13 protein-coding genes are annotated in these 18,564 nt (G+C 54.2%); 5 read left to right on the top strand and 8 right to left on the bottom strand.

What is annotated here, in order from left to right; all coding sequences use genetic code 11:
* Positions 1–328: 328 nt before the first annotated feature.
* From JE47_RS0114765 to JE47_RS0114750, 4 genes are all read left to right on the top strand, one after another.
* Complete coding sequence (locus JE47_RS0114765) at positions 329–1,609, top strand: lactate racemase domain-containing protein (protein WP_031460496.1); 1,281 nt, start codon at positions 329–331, stop codon at positions 1,607–1,609.
* A 7-nt stretch (positions 1,610–1,616) separates the two neighbouring features.
* The gene (locus tag JE47_RS0114760; RefSeq protein ID WP_031460495.1) at positions 1,617–2,654 is read left to right on the top strand and encodes a peptidase C39 family protein; all 1,038 of its coding nucleotides are present in this window, start codon (positions 1,617–1,619) and stop codon (positions 2,652–2,654) included.
* Positions 2,655–2,661: 7 nt separating this feature from the next.
* Entirely contained in the window at positions 2,662–3,888 is a 1,227-nt protein-coding gene (locus JE47_RS0114755; RefSeq protein ID WP_031460494.1) for a glycosyltransferase, read from the top strand.
* Positions 3,889–4,078: 190 nt separating this feature from the next.
* The gene (locus tag JE47_RS0114750) at positions 4,079–4,813 is read left to right on the top strand and encodes an EI24 domain-containing protein (protein WP_031460493.1); all 735 of its coding nucleotides are present in this window, start codon (positions 4,079–4,081) and stop codon (positions 4,811–4,813) included.
* On the opposite strand, the gene JE47_RS0114745 is transcribed toward JE47_RS0114750, so the two are convergent.
* The 8 genes from JE47_RS0114745 to recO all read right to left on the bottom strand — a co-directional run bounded on the left by JE47_RS0114745 (position 4,802) and on the right by recO (position 14,614).
* Entirely contained in the window at positions 4,802–6,049 is a 1,248-nt protein-coding gene (locus tag JE47_RS0114745) for a PQQ-dependent sugar dehydrogenase (protein ID WP_051871175.1), read from the bottom strand. The genes JE47_RS0114750 and JE47_RS0114745 overlap by 12 nt on opposite strands.
* A gap of 72 nt (positions 6,050–6,121) precedes the next feature.
* Entirely contained in the window at positions 6,122–7,099 is a 978-nt protein-coding gene (locus JE47_RS0114740; protein ID WP_031460491.1) for an electron transfer flavoprotein subunit alpha/FixB family protein, read from the bottom strand.
* Between the two features lie 19 nt (positions 7,100–7,118).
* Positions 7,119–7,898: an electron transfer flavoprotein subunit beta/FixA family protein gene (locus JE47_RS0114735; protein ID WP_031460490.1), complete on the bottom strand. Its 780-nt coding sequence runs from the start codon at positions 7,896–7,898 to the stop codon at positions 7,119–7,121.
* A gap of 58 nt (positions 7,899–7,956) precedes the next feature.
* On the bottom strand, positions 7,957–9,126 hold the full coding sequence (locus tag JE47_RS0114730) for an STAS domain-containing protein (RefSeq protein WP_031460489.1): 1,170 nt from the start codon (positions 9,124–9,126) through the stop codon (positions 7,957–7,959).
* Between the two features lie 207 nt (positions 9,127–9,333).
* A complete protein-coding gene (locus tag JE47_RS0114725; protein ID WP_031460488.1) occupies positions 9,334–12,141 on the bottom strand; it encodes a C1 family peptidase in 2,808 nt (935 codons plus the stop codon).
* A 67-nt stretch (positions 12,142–12,208) separates the two neighbouring features.
* Positions 12,209–13,030: a purine-nucleoside phosphorylase gene (locus JE47_RS0114720; RefSeq protein WP_031460487.1), complete on the bottom strand. Its 822-nt coding sequence runs from the start codon at positions 13,028–13,030 to the stop codon at positions 12,209–12,211.
* A 96-nt stretch (positions 13,031–13,126) separates the two neighbouring features.
* Positions 13,127–13,813: a PH domain-containing protein gene (locus tag JE47_RS0114715; protein WP_031460486.1), complete on the bottom strand. Its 687-nt coding sequence runs from the start codon at positions 13,811–13,813 to the stop codon at positions 13,127–13,129.
* 45 nt (positions 13,814–13,858) lie between these two features.
* Entirely contained in the window at positions 13,859–14,614 is a 756-nt protein-coding gene (recO, locus tag JE47_RS0114710; RefSeq protein ID WP_031460485.1) for a DNA repair protein RecO, read from the bottom strand.
* 490 nt (positions 14,615–15,104) lie between these two features.
* Between recO and smc the strand changes: the two genes are divergently transcribed.
* Positions 15,105–18,564, top strand: a 3,460-nt coding sequence (smc, locus tag JE47_RS0114705; protein WP_031460484.1) for a chromosome segregation protein SMC, incomplete at its 3' end; no start/stop codon positions are given.

The raw sequence follows: 18,564 nt of genomic DNA, 5'->3' as shown, positions 1-18,564 counted from the left end.
ACGATTGCCTCCAAGGTCGAAAAAATGGGCGGATTATATAAGAAACCGTTTGATAGGCCGCAAAGTTACACTGTTTTTTGGTTGGATTCCGTGGAATACGCGATGATGTTGGGCATTTGGCGATCCCGAAGTAACGGAGCTGAAAATCTTTGAGCGACGAGATACTATGAAACTGTGATCAGAAGCCTGGACAAACAGCCCAGTAATCTCGGAAAACCTTGGAACTAGTGATGGGAGGAGCCTAATTCGTCGCCTACGGTTAGCTCTCTACGTCTAGCTTGTGGTACAATGCGAGAGCTATACCATATGCCCTCGGTGAGGATGACCAATGCAGATCACGCTGAATATTGAGCAAATCCGGGCCGACACTCCTCTGCCACCACTCTTTCGTGTTCGCCAATGCTGGCAAACCACACCCGTGGCTGATGTGGCGGCTACGGTGTGGGCTGAACTTGACCGGCTAGGGTTGGCGGCACATATCCGGCCAGGTATGCAGATTGCAGTGACGGCCGGTAGCCGTGGGATTACTAATATTGTGCAGATTACGGCAGCAGCAGTTGGCTGGCTGCGCAATCATGGGGCACTACCCTTTATCGTACCAGCAATGGGTAGTCACGGTGGCGCAACAGCAGAAGGACAGGTCGCGTTACTTGCCTCACTTGGGATCACTGAACAAACGGTTGGCTGTCCGATCCGTGCCACAATGGACGTGGTTGAATTGGGTCGAATTGCCGATGGTACGCCCGTCTATATGGATCGGTTTGCTGCTGAAGCCGATGGCGTGCTGGTGATTAATCGGATTAAGACCCATACATCCTTTAAGGCGCCAATAGAGAGTGGTTTAGCAAAGATGTGTGCAGTTGGTCTAGGCAAGCGACATGGCGCCGAAATTGTCCATCGCACTGCGGTGTACGGTCTGAAAGAGCAGATTGTGCCAATGGCGCGTATGATCGTTGAGCGAGGGCGTGTGCTGGCCGGGCTGGCAATTCTCGAAGATGCACGTGATCAGACTGCTGCTATCGTTGCTCTTCCCCCTAACGACATTGGTGGCGCTGGTGAGGCAGAGCTATTGCTCCGGAGCAAAGAGATGATGGCCCGGCTGCCTTTTGACCGCCTTGATGTGCTGGTTGTTGATCGGATCGGTAAGAATATCAGTGGCACCGGTATGGATACGAATGTGATCGGGCGGTTGCCTATCCCTGGTGAACCGCCACCCGACCGACCGGTGATCAATGTGATTGTGGTGCTTGATTTGACCCCCGAAACACACGGTAACGCAAACGGTATCGGGCTGGCTGACATTACGACTGCCCGCCTAGCCGCTAAGATCGATTTTCATGCGACATATGTGAATGTTTTAACTGCTGGTTTGGTCGGTTTGTGTAAGGGTAGCTTGCCGATTACCCTGCCGACCGAACGTGATGCCGTGGCGATGGCGGTCAAGACGTGTGGACAACCTGATCCTGCGGCGGTGCGGTTGGTGCGTATTCCCGATACGCTTCATCTGGAAGAGTTGTTGGTGAGTGAAGCTCTCTTGTCAGAGGTCGCGGCCAATCCCGATCTTGAGTTGATTGGTCCCGCCGAGTGGATTCTCGATAGCGAAAGATAATTTTGTGATGTCTCATCATCTCTTGCATTATTGGGATGCAGTTGCAATCGACACGTGGGAACGGGCTGCACCATTACCTACCGATGATAGGTATGCCCGAATTGCACTGTTCAGTCCATCGCTCCAAACTCCCCCTGCTCTGGAAATTATTCCGAGTTGGGCTGCTGATACGCCGCCAGCAAGCTGGATTGAGTTGCAATTACGGGTACAACAGAATGGCATCTGGAGCGGTTGGTTTCGTATTGCAGCATGGGATAGCGATGGAACGCGGCGAAGCAGTTTTCCGTCGCAGACGAATGAGTTTGGTTCGGTTGCTACTGATACCCTTCTCCTGAAGACACCAGCTCAGGCTGTGCAGGTGCGTGTGTTACTCTGTGGCTTGCCTGGGGCTGATATGCCTGAGCTTGCTGCACTCGCTCTCTGCGTCACAACGACGGCAAAACCAGCAGGTTTTGCCTCTCCACCAGAACTCTCGGCGATCGGGTTACCGCTCTTGCTCTGTCAGTATGACTATGCCGGTGGTGAGGGGTGGTGCAGTCCAACCGCAGTTCATATGGTGCTGGCATACTGGTATGCACAATTAGCCGATCCACGTTTGGCTCCTTTTGCGCAACGCGAGACGCTCCCTGAATTGACGGCTGCCGGTATCTTCGATTCGGGCTGGGACGGAACCGGTAACTGGTCGTTTAATACCGCTTTTGCTGCCCGCTTCGGCCTGCGTGCTTATGTGACACGGCTTGACACCTTAGAGCAGATCAGTCGGTGGACGGCTGCTGGCGTGCCGGTAATTATCAGTTTGGCATGGGAAACTGGTCAGATCGAAGACGCTCCGCATCGTACCGCCGGGCATCTTACGATTGTGCGCGGTTTTACCGAGACGCATGCCTTGATCGCTGAGCCTGCCGGGCGTGACCGATTGCTGCGAGCATACCCTCACACGCAGTTAGCAGCCGCCTGGCAAGCCAGTTCAAACGGCACCGTTTACCTGATCTATCCGCCTGACTGGCCTCGTCCGCAACCCGGTCTCGCTGACGCATGGGTGTGAATTGGCTATGCGTATTCTTGTTCTGGCTCCGTATCCAGCATACCCGCCGCGCAGCGGAGGAGCACTGCGGATGTTTCATCTGTTACGTGCTCTGGCCAAACAACACACCGTTACGCTGCTGAGCTTCGCCCCCGACGAATCGGCTGCACAGGCGCTTGCTTCGTTGCAAAACCTGATGCACTTGCAGGTCGTCATCGGTCCGTCTCCACGTTCATTATTCCAACGTGCGTTGACCACCGTGTTTAGCCCGCAACCCGATATGGCATTGCGCAATGCGAGTATGGCGTATACTACGGCATTGCACAAGCTGCTGACCGATCAGCAATTTGATGTGGTGTTGGCCGAAAGTATCGAGATGGCGCCCTACCTCCTCCAGGTTCGTAAGGCAGGTCTATACACGATCCTCGATGAGTTCAATGCCGAATATCTCCTCCAACGCCGTGCGGCTCTTACCGATTTACGCCGTTTCCCGGCGCCGAAAGCGTTGATCGGTGGTATCTATTCACTTATTCAGTGGCTGAAACTAGCAGCCTTTGAACGGTATGTTCTTCAGGTTGTTGATCGGGTAATTGTTGTTTCAGCCGAAGATGAACTGGCGCTACGCCGACTGGCACCTCATGCGAAACTCCATATCGTACCAAACGGCGTAGACTGCATGTATTTTGCCCCTCCAACCCAAGCCCCTCCCCCGACCAATGATCTGGTCTTTGTCGGTACGCTCGACTATCGGCCAAATGTTGACGCTGTGCTGTGGTTTGTTGATGCAGTGTTCCCCCTAATCAAGCAAATGCATCCGGCATTGCGGCTACGACTGATCGGACGACGCCCGCACCCGAATGTGCTTGCTCTGCACGATGATCGGCATATTATAGTCACCGGCGAGGTTGCCGATACACGTCCGGCACTGACAGAAGCTGCGGTTGTTGTCATTCCGATGCGAATAGGTGGTGGCTCGCGGCTGAAATTGTTAGAAGCGTTAGCGATGGCTACACCCGTTGTCAGTACGTCTTTTGGCGCTGAAGGTGTTGCCGGTCTGCGCAACGGCGAACATTTGTTGCTGGCAGATACCCCGGCTACATTTGCCCAGGCTGTCTCGCGCCTGATAACCGATCGTGCATTTGCGCAACAATTAGGTCTGGCTGGGCGTACCTTTGTGTGTGCCAATTACGATTGGACACGCATTGCACCACGATTGGAAGCCGCGATCAGTCCAGCAGCTATACTTACGTCTTGACGGGAAAGGGGTGACCGGCGAGTTGCACTATATATGTTTTGTTGGCCCTGGCTTCTCTTGTACCAGCAAAGACGAATTCGTTCAGAAGCCTCTGGCATCGTGAGCATACTGTGGTACAACACACCTTCCCCAGATTTTACACGTCGCAAGAGCACCTAAACCTGTTTTGCTACGATGTTACCACTCTCATATGCGTTCACTCATTGACGGTTTCAGCTATCCATTGCGTGCGATACGGTTCATCGTCGGGCAACCGGTGCTCTGGCGCTACATTGTGATCCCGATTGTGCTGAATATCATAATCGGATTGATCCTCTACACGACATTGTTATGGGCCGGTTTTCAGGCAATTGAAGCCTTTCTTGTCGGTTGGCCGCTGTGGATTGCGTGGTTGATACGAGGGCTACTGGTTATTGCACTTTTTTTGGGGCTTGGGTATATACTGGTACGCTTCGGGGTTGTGCTCGGCTCACCCTTTTATAGTCGCCTGTCGGAATTGATCGAAGAACGTTTGCGCGGCGTTGTCAGAACTGCGTCACCGACAGCCCCGGCATCTGTCGTGCACGATGTGTTGCGCGCACTTCTGTTTGAGCTGAAGAAGTTGTTATTGGTGCTGTTAATCGGTACTCCAACCCTCCTGCTAAACTTGATTCCTGGTGTGGGAACACTCCTGGCAACCGGCGCCGGTATTGCTATCGGTGTGACCATTACTTGTCTCGACTTCTTTGATCCACCTCTTGAACGTCACCAACTTTCGTTTCGTAGCAAACTGAGTTTTATTCGCCGTCATTTGCCGGCTAGCGCTGGATTTGGTCTGATATGCCTCGGATTGGTAAGTATACCGTTCTTCAATCTGATTGCTGTACCGATTTGCATCACTGCCGGTACCCTCTTCTTCTGTGAACACGACAACCTATCTAGATAAGGAAACAATGCGGTAAATATTGCCATTATGGTCGTCGGAGACAAAGATCGTACCATCTGCCGCGATAGTGATTCCCGCTGGTCGTCCCCAAGCCCCACCACATTCCTGTTGCGGATGATCACGAAATCCGGTTAGAAACGGATCGGCACTGACCGGCATTCCATTGCTGACCTGAATGCGCTGTACCCGACAATCACGGTGCGTCTGGTCGGCATTCCAGGAGCCGTGGTACGCAATCAGGATATCACCATCGGCAAGACGCGCAATACCGAGAGGGGCGTAATGGGCTAGATCGGTGAAACGAGCCGGTGTCGCCAGGTCACACGTGTTGAAGGTAGCATCGAGCGGTACACGCTCGTCACGCACTTCTCTGGCATTGTTCGGAACAGGACCAACCACCGCCGTATAGCAGTATGGCCAGCCGTAATGTTTTCCAGCCTCAACCTCAATAATGACCTCTTCCGGTGGCAGGTCGTTCCCAAGACCATCACTGCCGTTATGAGTTGCCCAGAGTCTTCTATCGGGCAAGAAGATAAAATCAACGCTGTTCCGTAATCCCTCGGCCCAGACGGCCCGCCGACGGAGGTCGGGATCATTGACAAACGGGTTGTCGGCTGGAATATCCCCCTCTAATGTGTAGCGTAGAATAGCTGCCCGCCGTGGATCGCCTTCACTACAACCAACGGTAATATTACATTTTGAACCGACCGCAACGTAGAGCATGCCATCAGGCCCGATACGTGCCGTTCGGGTTGAATGACCACCATCGTTTGGCAACCCGTCAACAACCACGCTCGTTTCCGAACGGTCAAACACTCCATCAGCATTGCTGTCGTGCAATCGCCAGACAGTCGCATTGCCGGCAGCGTATAAATCTTGACCGTACCATTCCAGGCTATGAACACCGGTCAGATTCGCTACAACGACCGTTGTCTCATCCGATCTCCCGTCACCGTTCTTATCTGATAGACGTACAATACGATTGGCGCCACGCTCGGCAACATAGAGTTGACCGTCGGGGCCGATTGCCATCAGGCGAGGCCGGTTAAGACCGTGTGCGTAGAGACGCACAGCGTATCCTTCAGCAACCTGTAAGCGAGCGCTTACTTCGTCGTCGGACGGAATGAGCGCTCGGTGCTCGACAAAGGGCAAGAATAAACGATAAGCTGCCTGGGCCAGCCCCACCCCACCGACAATCAATACGACGAACACAATCAGTAATGTGTGCCGTTTCATTCTTGACCCGCACTTTTGCCAAGCGGTGTATTGTCCTCAGTGCAATACACCGCTTTCACCGGCCAGAAAAACTTACCGGTTGAGACGCGCTTTGATCTCTTCTGTCAGCAGCGGCAAAATCTCGTTTACATCACCAACAACACCGAGCGTCGCAATGCGGAAAATAGGTGCTTCCGGGTCTTTATTGATGGCCACAATGGTGCGGCTAGTTCGCATTCCGGCCAGATGCTGGATCGCGCCACTGACACCGGCAGCGATATAGAGTTTAGGACTGACCGTCTTTCCGGTCTGACCAACCTGGTGCTCATAGGGAACCCAGCCATCGTCAACAATCGCTCGTGAAGCACCGTAAGCACCACCCAAAGCCTCAGCCAATGGCGGAATCAGGCGGTAGTAGTTCTCTTTGTTGCCCAAGCCCCGGCCACCGGTCACGATAATTGCAGCGTCAGTCAGGTTGACTGCACCAGCCTTGGGCGCCACCGACAGTACTTCAGTACGTGGGGTAAGTTCGGCTACCGTTAGCTCGGTAATTGGTGCGCTACGGTCGGGTTGGGCTACTGCTTCCGGGAAGCTCTGCTTACGCACCAATGCCACGACCGTCGTCCCTGCGGCGAAGCGATAGGTATTGATAACATTCCCACCATGCGACGGTCGCGTAGCCTGAATAACACCATCAACCACTTGAATGTCGGTTGCATCGACCACCAGACCAGCACCAAGATCGGTTGCCAGCGCTGCGCCAAAATCGCGCATCTGGAAGCTGGTTCCGGCAAGAATCAGCGCCGGCTGAAACGCCTTGACTGCTGCAATTGCTGCTGCAACATAACCGTCGGTTGTGTATTGACGTAGTGCCGGTGCATCAATCGTATAGACCTGATCGGCGCCAAAATTACCAGCACGTGCCGCAATGGCTTTTGTCGGCCCAATTGCCAGTGCTGCCAGCGAACCACCTAAAGCATCTGCCAGTTGCCGCCCCTTGCCGAGCAACTCGCGCGAAATGGCGGCCAGATCATCGCCAACTGCTTCTAAAACAACCAGTACGCCATTCATGATCTGCTCCTTTCCGCGCTTAAATCACTTGATACTCCAACAGCTTATCGACCAGCTTGCGAACCTTGGTAGCCGCGTCCGGCCCATCGATGATCTCGCCCTTGGGACGAGGTGGCGGTGGTACGCGCTCGACGAGTTGGGCGGTTGGGGTAAGGTCGGTGGCATTCAACCCCAGATCGGCGGCTGTCCACACTGGTGGCTCAACCTTTGCCACACGCTTGATTTTGAGGAGCGAGGGATAGCGTGGTTCGTTAATATCTTTGATCACCGACATCACCGCTGGCAGGCGACAGGAAACTGTCTCAATCACACTCTCTAGATGACGTTCAACTTTAAGCATTCCGCCGGGTTGCAGTTCCAACACCTTGCCAACATATGTTACCTGTGGCCAGCCCAGCAAGCGCGCCAGCGCCGGTGCAAAAGCGCCACTCTCGTCGTCGGTACTGTTGCGACCAGTGATAACCAGATCAACATCTCCCAGCTTACGAATGGCGGCCGCAGCCACACGAGCGGCTGCAATCGGATCAAGCTGAGTAAATGCCGGATCACTGAGCAACAGTGCATCAGTTGCGCCCATTGCCAACGCCCGCCGCAACTGCTCGACCCAGTCAGAGGTGCCAATAGAGAGTGCCGTTACCTTACCGCCGTGCTGTTCATTCCAACGAATACCCTCTTCGAGCGCGTATTCGTCGAAGAGGTTGATAATCTTCTCGATCCCCTCGGCGTCGATGGTCAAATCCGGTCGAATCTTAACCGAATTGTCGCGGGGGACCTGCTTCAAACACACAACAATGTGCATGATGGCCTCCTTCGTACCACAAAGCGATAACGCACTGCATTATAACAGAGGATTACCTTCACGTATTGATGTGCAAGGCTGCCGGAATATCGCGAGCGTATTGGAACAAGCCAGAAGGCAATTGTGCAAGTTGTAAAGCTAGATCAGCACGTACACCAACTAGCGTCACCTTGGCGCCGAGTAACCGTGCGCCTTGCCCAACCCGAATCAGGGTCTGCATGATCAGTTCATCGAATGTTGCCATGCCATTCACATCAATCACAACTGCCCGTGCCCGTCGCTGCTGAATAGCCTGCAATAAGGTCTGTTCAAGTTGCTTGCTCCGTTCTGCATCAAGATGACCTACAAGCGGTAAGAAGAGCGTGTGCGGTCCTAATGCGGTCACAGGTAGGCTCAAAGCCCTGATCGTTGCCTGCAATTCTCGTTCGCGAGCAAGTTGCGCCTGTTGCGCCTGCAATGCGGTTGCTAACTGGTGTTGCCGTTGCTGGTTTGCCTCTAGCAAACGCTGAAACGCATCGCGCAAGCGTTGGAGCTGTTTGATCGAACCAACCGAACTAAGTTGACCCTGGGTTTCGGTTCGGGCAAAGTATTCGGCATCAATTGTGAGCCGATCAACGTACTTCGCTATCTGCCAGTTTAACGTAACCGCCATAGCTATTGCAAGGACAGTTGCAAGAGCAACAGCAAACGCGGCATACCAGAAACCTTCATTAACGATACGTTCCAGAGCGTCGATCGCTTGCAGATACTGCACTTCATACTCTCGCTGGGCACCGACGATCAGACTGTGGATGGCACGCACGTTGCGGTGATAATCAGCGGTGCTGATCATTGCCTTGGCTTGTTCACGGTTACCACGATCCAAAACGGCGAGCGCTGCATCGTGTTGAGAAACCATCACATTAAAGCGCGCAGCCAGCTCTATTTCAACGAAACTACCACCTTCCTGTGGCATGGATTCCTCGAGAAAGGAACGCACCATTGCCCGCTGTGTTTCAAGGATTGTGCGATCACTCTGACGTCCGGCAATAATCTCGCTCACGTGGTACTGTTCAAGGAGAATCAGTGACTCGCTTTGAGCCAATTCAACCAGATCATTCGCTACCTGATTCACCTTTTTGATCGCCTGAGCGACACGCTGTTGCGTCACAATGGCGAGCACCCCAAAGAGAATGAGGGCAATTACCAGCGGTGAGAGTGATAAGATGAGACGAGTACGTAGATCCATACGGCTAGCACGTTAATGAGTAGACAGTGACCTTACCTACATATATTACTGCATAAACGGGGTCTTAGCGAACGAAGCAGTACCATTCCTTACCTGTCTTGGTGCATCGGTCGGAGCGCAGCAGTGCTGTGCTTGCTCAGCTCGCCCACGCAGGGAAGTTGAGACAGATTGGGAACCATTTTCTGCCTTTCTCCCACCATCCCTACCTTACGTCTCACAATCTACCGCCAGGCGTGCTGCCGGATCACCCAGCAGCATATAGTTGCGGGCATCATTCCGCGCCATCCAGAGTGTTGCCAGTTCATGTGGTTCGGGTTGCTTCCCGAATTTAATGTTCTCTAGCTCTTCAGACAGCGTCAACGAACGTGCTGCCTGAATAATGTTGAACTGGTCGGTTGCACTCCCCAACCGTTTACCACTTACCAATCGCCCAATCACGTCTTCAAAACTCTGCGTCTGACCACGCGCTCCATCCAGACTAAAGCTGTAAGTCCATGCTCGTTCGACATGACCAACGACACCAAGCGCACCGCGTAACAACATCTGCTGCGGCAGTTGCGATACGAAGGTAAAGGGGGCAATCAGCGGACGACCTTTCTCTGGATCAAAGATGAACTCATCGCGCTGCGGACATCCGACGCCATAACAGGCAAAGAGTAAGGCTACCATACCCTCTAACGAGAGATTGGTCGGCAAATCCTCAGCCGCAAACCAGTGCTCGCGCTTAATCCCACCAAACCCACTCCAGTCTTGTGTCACCAGCGCGCCCTGATACATCATAAGTTCTCGATCATTGACCGGCAAGCCCAAACCATGGGTAGCGCTAAAGAGAATAGCCGGTGGCTGATTGCCATCGCGCAATGCTTGTTCCAGATTACTGCGAGTGGCATCACCTGCTAGGAGAAGCCGTTTGGCGAAGCCCCGTTTTTGGGGTAACCCGCGTTCGTGCCAGGCTGCCAACGGCGTTACCAACTCAACGGCACTGCGTTCAGTTGATTTATCAAGATCATGGCGGGTACCAAAATAGACGATCTCACGTCGGAGTCGAATATCACGTACCGTTCGCCGCTCATGCTCAACCAGACGTTGCGCATACATGCGGTAATCGGCATAGCGGTGTTGACCTCGTTCATCGGTAAAGCAGAGCCGACCAACTCCCCAGAAGATGTCTAGTTCGTATTGAAAGTTGAAACTGATAAAGGATCGATCATCAGGTGTCAGTGGTCCTGGGCGCGCCGCAATTAAGAGGTAGAACGGAACACCCTGACTCGGCTTAACCGGCCCGGCTATCGTCCCGTGACGTGCTAACCAGCCATTCACCCTTTCACCAGGGCGATGGATCAAGACCGGTGCGCGCTGTTCCCATGGCTGTTTGAGATCGGCATAGCGAGCTGCCCATTCAGCGCAGGTCTCACCTGCTCGAAACGCAACGAGCGGCAAAGTGATGCCCTGTTGTTCGGCTCGGTGCTCAATCAGCGGCCAGAGTGCCTCGATTAAGCTTACATCATCAGTTGCACTAACCACCACTGCCCAGCGGGCCTGAGCCAGGTCTTCTTGATCAACATCAGCAACAACGCCAAAATGTTTCTCTTCTGCTTCGCTGCGTGTCTTATGCAGAGTGTGCAATTCTTTGGAGTCTTCGCTCCGCTGAGCCAGCTCACTCGCACGAATCGTATCAATTCGCAAAAGCGGCTCGCCTCGCCGACCATCGATACCGTTAGGATGTAGCTCTTCACTATCAGGTGCATCAGCAATCAGGATCAACGGGCCTTGATAGCCGACAACCGGCAGTGGTTCAGCGGGTTTGGCTGGAGTTGTTATCATTGGTGCCGGTGCACCTACAGAGGGTGATGTCCCAACCAACACCTGCACCCGTTCAATGAGCGCATCGAGTCGACTACGCAAAGCTTGCATTTCGGCCAGAATGAAAGCCAGATCGTTGGCTGGCGATGTGCCCAATGCCGATGGTGCCGTTGCCAGCCGTTCTATGATCAAACCGGTCGCGATCAATGCCGCCATGCCTTCCTCGAAGATCAACTGGTACGGTACATAACAATGCCCAGGACCATCAGGATTTTCGTTCGCCCAATCGCTCCCCCACGAATTGCGCACAATAAAGTAACCGCCGCCGGGTGCGTCTAGATCATCGCGATAGCCCAGCGCACACATCGCGTGACCGCCCAAGCGTTGCTCACCGGGCAATGCCCGTCGTACCCGTCCAATTCGTCGCACCTGGCCGCTGTTCGTCCAATGTTCGCCGATCATTAAACCGATTAACACCGGGCGACCGGCAGCCAGGGCAGCCTTTATCTGATGAACATCACGTGCTGGTAATAGTTCCACATCAGCGATGCGACGCTGTTTGGCTTCACGAAATGCCGCATCGCTCGGTCGCTCGTGGCCTGGCTGTTGATGATCAACCGGTTCTGGCCGGTAGGGCCACGTCTCTTCTCGACAAACTCCTAGCTCCGCAACAGCGCGCATAGCTACCAATGGGTTGGTACCAACGTCGCCAGGAATTCGATCACGATCCTTGCTGATCCAGTAGATAAATTGTTCGGAGAGATCGGTCGGGTCTTTACTGAGTATCTGGACCATGGCAGCAATACTGAAGGCGACGCAAGTATTGCGCGGCCCCTGACTCACCGGCGGCGGTAGCGTGAATAGTGGCGGCACTTCTGGCGGCAAACCGACCGGCGGACTAAACGAAGTCGCATCCACTTCAGGAAGATCATCGAAAATAGCCCCGGTGCCAACCGGCTCCATTGCCACATCAACACTGAACGAGCTGGCGTCAGGTACAACCTCCAGCGCCGCCATCACCATCGCCCGCACATCATCTTCGCTCCGCCCCAAGACACGGGCCAGCGCCGCCAATCCACTTCCTAACCCTGTGTTACCGGAACGGGCTGTTGCAACAAATTCTTCCACACTGGTGATCCAGTATGCAGCCAGTGTCGTTCGGGTTGTTTCATCAATCGCGGATACTGCGGTTAATGGTGTGAGCGTGCGCATGGCACATCTTCCTATCTTATACTAACGGTAGCCCTGGGACGGCGAATGATCGATGTCAATGTTATGTCTACCTTATACGGGACAGAATGCCACAAAGGAGTGCAGCGAATTTCGGTTTGGCAGCTTCGCCGGCTGCCATCACCTCTTCGTGGTTGGCTGGTGGCGCGTCGGGCAAAGCCAGATTCGTAATGAGTGAAAAACCAAGCACACGCATTCCACAATGGACAGCAACAACAATTTCTGGCGCCGTTGACATTCCTACCGCATCGGCGCCCCACACTCTGAGCATCCGCAGTTCGGCTGCACTCTCGAAAGTTGGACCACTCAACATACAATACACGCCCTCGCGCAGTGGAATACCGAGTTCAGATGCTACAGTACGGGCCAGCGGTACCAGATCGTTATCGAACACACCAACCATTGCCGGAAAACGTGGTCCCAGGCGTTCGTCGTTAGGGCCACGGAGCGGATGATGGCCAGCCATACCAGGCAAGAAAATCTGGTCATTGATCCGCATAATATCGCCAACCTGCCAGTCTGGACGTAACCCACCGGCAGCGTTGGTTACGATGAGCGTTTCACAACCGATCGCATGTAAGACTCGCACCGGGAAGGTTACCTCTTGCATACTGTAACCTTCGTAAAAATGAAAACGCCCCCGCATCACGGCTACCGGTTGACCAGCCAACAACCCAATCGCCAGTTCACCACGATGCCCGGCTACTTTCGGCTCGTGAAAACCGGGAATATCGCGGTAAGGAATGACAACAGCATCTTCGATCTCGTCGGCCAGTGCCCCTAACCCTGAGCCAAGGATTAGACCAACGCGAGGGATGTGGCGTAAGCGCGGGATAATTGCAGTACGCGCTTGCTCGATGTCGTTAAACATTCAGCACCTACTCTATCTTAAGACACGGCATCAACTGTCTGTGCTGATTTGAGCACAGACCACTAATCCAAAAGGCCTGCGTGCAGGAATGATTGTTTAAATTCTACTCAATAAATCACGCTTTTTGGCCTCAAACTCTTCAGGAGAAAGAATCCCGCGATCACGCAACCGGGCTAGCTCCTCTAGGGTACGCTGAATTTCCGTGACGCTACTTACCGGGCGACTGGGGATATACCCTTCTGCTTCCAGATAGCCATACCCACGTTCAAGATTATGTTTCGCCTCGAGCAACGCCCGTTTGAACTCGAGCGGTGCCTCGATCCCCATCACGTTGACGCCTTCAGCACCTGAAGCGGTTAAAATCTCGATAGTACCGAAATTGAAGATCCGCCCTATGATGCTCTGGCGCAGCTCAATATCATTGATCTTCTCTAACGACGAGTCAATCACGCGCTTATTGAAGACACCACGTATTTGTAACACACGGCGATCTGTAATAACGATCTGTTCCGAATTCCAGCGCAGAAAATCGAGAAAACCGCTGATCAGCACGATGATGCTGATCACAAGACAGATCAGCAGAATCAGATCACTGATACTGATACCACCGATCATCGCCGTTGAATTGTTCCGGAATGCCAGATTCGAGGCAACCCCCGCCGCAACCAGAATTCCAATCAGCGCCAGTTCGGTCAAGATGTTCATAATCAACACAAAAATGTGCTGACGGGCGACGTACAAAATCTGCTCTCCCCGCCCGAGCAGGCTTTCCACATAACTCATGGCCCGCCCTCCTTTATTTCAGGCAATGTAGTCGTCATACGTTTCCTACTGTGATGATAACAGATGATTGAGAAACTCTGCCGATTTGAGATCCCGTTCCAGGAGATGGCGTATACTGGCCCGTAAGAGGTCTGCTGCTTGCTGACGGGTTGCCGACGAAATGCGCAGCGTTTCACCAGCAGCCACCGGTTGGGCCTGAAGGTAGCGTAGTAATCGAAACGTCGCCTCGCTCAGGGGTAAAGCATGCGGATCAGCCGTCCGATGGTTTGGACAGAGCACGCCGCCCAGACTTGGGCTATATCGGTCGGCATCTGGAGTGAGCAGCTCGTTGCAAACAACACAATAGTGCAACTGAGGCCGATAGCCGAGCACTTGCAGAAGGTGAAGTTCAAAGCTGCGCAGGGTCAGTTCAGGAGTTGGACTGCGATTAAGGGATTGGAACGTTTCAACCAGCAGCCGAAAGAGTGGGGGATTCTCTTCGGCCTCAGCCGTCAAACGGTCGTACAACTCGGCAACGTAAAAGCCACAACCGAGACGGGTCAGATCACTTCGTAGTACGGGAAAGGAGTCCACAATCTGGCTCTGGGTCACAATATCAAGATGACGCCCGACAGCTAGCATCATCTGCACGTGTGTGAAGAGTTCAATGTGACCGGCCAGCCGACTCTTCATTTTGCGTGTACCTTTAGCAATAACCCATCGCTTCCCAGCAGGAGTAGCAATCAGGAGCAGACGATCGGCCTCAGCAAAATCGGTACGACGAAGAATAATGGCTTCGTTGCGATAGACTCGCTCGCGCATGAAACGTATCGCTATCGCGCCCCGTCGGACTGTACCGGCGATGCGCCTTGTGCAGGTATCGAGATCAAGTATGATGAGTTTGCTATCACACCTGAACACATTCCCGCAGAATAAATCGGTTGATTGCCTTCGTTTATCTGTTTATGATCAGTGCAATATTCTCGCCTCATTATAGCCGCTCAACGAAGGCCGATCAAGCATCTACTTTACCACGTTGTCGGCCTGGAGTACAATATCCGGCTGGTGTAAGCAGGGATTTTCAACGTTTTTCCCTACCCGACAATGATGGGAGATAGGGGCGAATGAGAAACAGGTACCTACTTGACCGTCATTCCTCTTTCCGCTCGTGGATGTTGGAAGAAGGACAGGGAAGAGAGGGGCGCTGGTTACCGTCGCTCCGTTCTTCTTGCGGATCGGTCGTTGGATGCACCCAAAATTAAAACGTTGAAAAACTTCAGGTGCATAGTGCTGACAAACGATATAGGGATCAATGTACCTCAAACGACTGGAAATTCAGGGTTTTAAGACATTTGCAACCCGTACTGTATTCGAGTTTCAGCCGGGGATTACGGCAATCATCGGGCCGAATGGAAGTGGGAAGTCGAATCTGGCCGACGCCGTGCGTTGGGTACTCGGTGAGCAGAGTATGGCAGCCCTGCGCTGCAAGCAGACCGGTGAACTTCTCTTTGCCGGTGGAGGGAAGCGGCCACCCGCCGGGCTAGCCGAAGTAGCACTGACGATTGACAATAGCGATCGCCTGTTGCCAATCGATTTCGATGAGGTCACTATCACACGCCGGGTGACCCGCACCGGTGAAAATGAGTATTTTATCAACCTTGCCCGTGTACGGCTCCGTGATCTGCTGGCCACCGTTGAACCGCTCGGTGGTTCGTACACGATTATCAACCAAGGGTTGGTTGATGCAGCGCTGACGTTACGGCCCACTGAACGACGCCGGTTGTTTGAAGATGCGGCTGAGATTGGTGGATTCGAGTTACGTAAAGCCGAGGCTCTGCGACGCCTGCGCGAGAGCGAGGCGAATTTGCAGCGTGTGTCTGATCTGCTGGCCGATCTTGAACCACGGCTGCGCACGCTGCGCCGCCAGGCCGGCCAGGCGCGTCAGTATCGCGAATGGCAAGCCGAACTACAGAAGCTGCTCACACGCTGGCACTACACCGGATGGCAGGCAGCCCAGGCTCAGGCACAGCAGGCCCAACATCAGGTGCAACAGGCAGAAGATACTCTCGCCCGTCTGCGTATTGTGCAGAGTGAAGCCACAGCCGCGCTTCACGTGCATCGGACTGCTTTACGTGAACGACGCGCAGTGCTAAGCGCATTACATCATCAAGCTGCTCAGCTTCATCAGCAAGCCGAGGCATTACAACGCGATCTGGCTATTGAAAACGAACGACTGGCTGCGCTGTCGCGGCGCAGTGAAGAGATTGAACGACAATTAACGACATTGGCCGACCGCCAACACACAACTGCCCAGGAATGTGAGCGAGTTGCTACACAGTTGACACAAGTTGAACAAGAATTGACGGCGCTTCGTCACCAGCTTGCGCAGGCAGAGCATAAACAACAAACTGATGAACAAGCATGGGCCATCCTCACTTCTCAGATCAAAGCTGCGCAGGAACGCGCATTACAGGCTGCGCGCACTGAAGCTACCGTGCTCAGTCAGATCGATCAGCTTTCAGCACAACAGCGCCGCTTGCAGACCGAGATCGAGCGCGTGAAAACGGCTTTGCAGCAGGCTTCTGAAGCAATGGTTACTGCCCAGGCTGCGCTTTATGAAGCGCAAAAAACTCTCGCTGCTACCGAGCAGGCGTATCAAAGCAGCCATGCGACAGTCCAACATACCCGCCAGGAGATTGATCGTTTGCGCCAGGCTCGCGCCGCAGTAGACGAAGAGCGGGCCGCTTGTCGCCATACCTTAGCCGAACGAGAAGCCCGTTTGGAAGCATTGAGTCGGTTGGCCCGTTCCCACACCGGAACATTTGCTGGGGTACGAGCAGCTCTCGAATGGGCTGAACGAAACCGGCGGCGTGGCTTTTTGTTAGTTCAGCAGATTATCCGTGTCCCCCCTGAGCTAGAGACAGCTATTGAGGTTGCACTCGGTGCCCGCTTGCAACACATCGTGGTTGAGGAATGGCGCGATGCTGAAGAGGCCATCGCTGAACTGCGCCGTACCGGTGCAGGGCGTGCAACATTTCTACCCCTTGATACGCTACGCCGTCCGCCTGATACTCGTCGGCCTCCTGCCTCGCCCCACGTTATCGGTGTTGCAGCCGAGCTCGTCACGTATGATCCCCATTATACGGTCGTCGTCGAACAGTTGCTCGGTCGTACCCTGGTAGTGGCCGATCTGGCTACGGCGCGCAACGAATTGCGTCATCTTCCACCAGGTTGGACCATCGTCACGCTGGCCGGAGAACAGGTCCAAAGCGGCGGAGCCGTGACCGGTGGTGCACCTACAAAAGAGAGTGGTGTGCTACGCCGTGAGCGCGAATTGCGCGAATTACCGGCATTGGTCGCGAATGCACAGGCTGCGTTGTCGGCAATTGATGAACGACGTTCAGTGCTGGAACACGAATTGCAAGCGGCCGTCGCTCGGTTACGCAGCGCCGAACAGGCTGAACGTGAAGTGCAACGCTGTCTTGATACGGCGCGCAACGGAGTCGAACAGGCCCAACATCGTGTGCGCCAACTCGAACAGGAACAGCAGTGGCTTGTAACGCAGCAAGAGCGGCTCTTCCAGGAAAGCCATACCACGGCCGAACAGATGGCAACCCTGCAACAACGACAGCACGATGTGCGCCACGAGCGGATTGCTGCCGAGACCGATCTGGCAGCACTGCGTGAACAGCAGGAACAACAATCGCACCATGACCGGACTGTAAAAGAGCGACTGGCCCACCTGCGGGCTGAGCTATCGGCTGCCGAAAGCCGACGGCAGATGCTCGCTGAACTACTCGCCGGTCATCAGCGTACCTTAACCGACCTCGATCATCAGCACCGTGAACTTAAATCTACGCTTGATGCACTGCACGTTCAACGTACCGAATGCGAAGCGGCCTACCACTCAATGCTGACGCGCCACAAGCAAATACTGGCCGATCTTCACGTAGTACGTGCTCAGATCGAGCCAACCGAAGCCGAAATTCAGGCAGCAGAGGTGGAACTGGCGCAACTGGAAGCTGCCGAAGCTCAGGCCACCACCGACCTGCTGGCCGCTGAGGCCGAATATAATCGCCTGGTTCGTGAAGCCCAACGCGCAACTGATCGGCTCGATACAATCTTCGAGCGGGCTGTAGCCGACGGTGTCGATCTGACCCAGCCACCACCTCCCGACGAGGGTCCGCCAGTAGATGAGTTACCGACAGCGATCGAGACGCTGCGCACTCGGATACTACGGCTCGGTGTCGTGAACCCGCTGGCGCTCGAGGAGTATGAAGAGGCGGCCAATCGTCATGCCTTCCTGACCACCCAGGCTGCCGATCTGCGCACCGCGATGACAACGCTCCATCAACTCATCAATGAACTTGACAACACGATGAACGAACGCTTCCAACACACGTTCAACGCCGTTGCCACCGAGTTTAGTGCTGTTTTCCAGGAATTATTTGGTGGTGGTAGCGCACGCCTTGAACTGGTTGAAACGACCGACGGCGAAGAGAACAATGGTCAACGATCGGTTGTGGGGGTTGAAATTGTTGCCCGGCCACCAGGAAAACGTCCGCAAAACATTGCCCTGCTTTCCGGCGGTGAACGAACACTGACCGCCGTGGCACTCCTCTTTGCTATTCTGAAAGTTAACCCTAGCCCATTCTGCATTCTCGACGAAACCGATGCAGCCCTCGATGAGAGCAACATCGGGCGCTTCCGCGAGATGTTGCGACGCCTCAGTGACCGCACTCAGTTCATCGTCATTACCCACAATCGTGGTA

Origin of the sequence: Chloroflexus sp. MS-G (assembly GCF_000735195.1) — a bacterium.
Lineage (GTDB): Bacteria > Chloroflexota > Chloroflexia > Chloroflexales > Chloroflexaceae > Chloroflexus.
The sequence above is the reverse complement of the archived record's forward strand: the minus strand, read 5'-3'. Positions and strand labels throughout refer to the sequence as shown.

Coding starts and splice junctions, on each gene's coding strand:
- JE47_RS0114765 (WP_031460496.1), top strand. CDS start 329: ATGCAGATCACGCTGAATATTGAGCAAATCCGGGCCGACACTCCTCTG.
- JE47_RS0114760 (WP_031460495.1), top strand. CDS start 1,617: ATGTCTCATCATCTCTTGCATTATTGGGATGCAGTTGCAATCGACACG.
- JE47_RS0114755 (WP_031460494.1), top strand. CDS start 2,662: ATGCGTATTCTTGTTCTGGCTCCGTATCCAGCATACCCGCCGCGCAGC.
- JE47_RS0114750 (WP_031460493.1), top strand. CDS start 4,079: ATGCGTTCACTCATTGACGGTTTCAGCTATCCATTGCGTGCGATACGG.
- JE47_RS0114745 (WP_051871175.1), bottom strand. CDS start 6,049: ATGAAACGGCACACATTACTGATTGTGTTCGTCGTATTGATTGTCGGT.
- JE47_RS0114740 (WP_031460491.1), bottom strand. CDS start 7,099: ATGAATGGCGTACTGGTTGTTTTAGAAGCAGTTGGCGATGATCTGGCC.
- JE47_RS0114735 (WP_031460490.1), bottom strand. CDS start 7,898: ATGCACATTGTTGTGTGTTTGAAGCAGGTCCCCCGCGACAATTCGGTT.
- JE47_RS0114730 (WP_031460489.1), bottom strand. CDS start 9,126: ATGGATCTACGTACTCGTCTCATCTTATCACTCTCACCGCTGGTAATT.
- JE47_RS0114725 (WP_031460488.1), bottom strand. CDS start 12,141: ATGCGCACGCTCACACCATTAACCGCAGTATCCGCGATTGATGAAACA.
- JE47_RS0114720 (WP_031460487.1), bottom strand. CDS start 13,030: ATGTTTAACGACATCGAGCAAGCGCGTACTGCAATTATCCCGCGCTTA.
- JE47_RS0114715 (WP_031460486.1), bottom strand. CDS start 13,813: ATGAGTTATGTGGAAAGCCTGCTCGGGCGGGGAGAGCAGATTTTGTAC.
- recO (WP_031460485.1), bottom strand. CDS start 14,614: ATGCGCGAGCGAGTCTATCGCAACGAAGCCATTATTCTTCGTCGTACC.